Here is a 1,994-nt window from a genome sequence, read left to right on the forward strand (position 1 = left end):
ACCAACCAAAGTGATGATGTCGAGAAGTTCCGAATCGAACCAACTGAGTTCAATGTGGGTGGTGCGTTAACGTCGAACAACATTGCGGTTGAGCTTAAAGAAGACCCAGCAGACTCAGGCATCTATACTGGCTTTATTGACGACGGTGGAACGGACGTTCCTGTCTTCAGCTTAAGCTTTTCAGGTACCACGTTGGGTGAATACACCTTCACGTTGCTTGAGGCGTTAGACCATGCCGATGGTCTCGACAATAACGAACTGACGTTTGAATTACCAGTCTATGCCGTCGATTCTGATGGTGATGATTCCTTGATGTCTCCGTTATCGGTGACCATTGGTGATGACGTCCAAATCATGGCGAACGGCACGCTGGGCATTACCGAGCCGAATTTAGCTGACGGTACGGTGACGACCAATACCATTGATGTAATGACGGCGCAAAGTGCCGATGGCGCAGTGATTACCCAGTTCACTTATGACGGTGGTACCGCTCAAACTCTAGATCCAACAATCACGGGCGAGCAGAAATTTACGTTCACTGAGGGTGATGTGTTCGTCACTATTGAAGGTAATGTGCGTTTTGAGCCAAACCGTGATTTAGACCACGAGAGTGGCGATATCGTTAAATCTCTCGTCTTTACGTCAAGCGATGGCGATATCGATGTTGAAACGGCCACTGTCACACTGACGATTATTGATGGTGATATCCCAACGATTGAATCGGTGCCAAGCATCGCGCTTGCTGAAACAGATTTAGCAGATGGCTCTTCTCCAATCGTTGGTGCTGTGAGCCAAACAGAAACCATCACTTTCACTAATCAAAGTGATGACGTTGAGAAATTCCGTTTAGAGCCAAATGAGTTTAATACTAACAATGCGCTCAAGTCCGATGGCTTGATCATTGAGATTCGAGAAGAGCCAACAGGTTCAGGTAATTACATTGGTTTCACGACTGATATTTCGAATGTCGAAACCACGGTATTTACACTCGATTTCAGCAGTACCACTTTGGGTGAGTATACCTTCACGCTTCTGGAAGCGATTGACCACACACCGATTCAAGGCAATAACGATCTAACATTCAACTTGCCAGTTTACGCTGTCGATAGCGACGGTGATGATTCGTTAATGTCACCACTATCGGTGATGATTACTGATGATGTTCAAGTTATGGCAAGTGGCGAACTGACAATTGAAGAGCCTACTGTGGCTGACTTAGCTGCAGGTACGCCAACGACATCCGTTTTCGATGTATTAACATCCGCAAGTGCTGATGGCGCGAGCGTGACTCAATTTACCTATGACGGCACCGCTTACTCTCTAAACCCGAATGATGCGACCGAGCAAGAGTTTACTTTCACGGAAGGCTCACTGTTTATTACGACTCAAGGGGAAGTGCGCTTTGAGCCGAACCGCGATTTAGACCACTCGGCTGGCGATATCGTTAAGAGCATCGTGGTGACGTCAAGCGATGGCGATGATGACGTTCTTACCTCGACAGTGACGCTTACGATTACGGACGGCGATGTCCCAACCATAGATGTCATTCCACCAATCTCACTATCTGAAACGAATCTAGCCGATGGCTCTGATCCATCTAACTCTGCGGTCAGCGACACCAAAGTCATTCAGTTTACTCATGAGAGTGACGATGTTGAGTCGTTCCGTATCGAGCCAACAGAGTTCAATACTCTAGGTACGTTAACGTCAAACAACTTGGCGGTTCAGCTAAAAGAAGATCCTAACAGTGCTGGCGATTACATCGGTTTTGTTAAAGACGCGTCGGATGTTGAAGCTAACGTCTTTACTATTAGCTTCTCGGATACCAATTTAGGTCAATACACCTTTACGTTACTTGAAGCGCTTGACCACGAAGATGGTCTGGTGAATAACAGTTTGAGCTTTGACCTGCCTGTTTATGCAGTAGACAGCGATGGCGATGATTCTTTGGTTTCTCAGTTAAATGTAACCATCGGTGATGATGTTCAAATCAT

The 1,994-nt window shown here is 46.4% G+C and carries 1 pseudogene; it reads left to right on the top strand.

The window, feature by feature from the left end:
- Positions 1–1,994 (top strand): annotated as a pseudogene (locus tag AB4583_RS21320) (hypothetical protein); the annotation flags it as partial.

Source organism: Vibrio sp. 10N.222.49.C12 (assembly GCF_041475025.1).
In the GTDB taxonomy this organism is placed as follows: Bacteria; Pseudomonadota; Gammaproteobacteria; order Enterobacterales; family Vibrionaceae; genus Vibrio; species Vibrio crassostreae_C.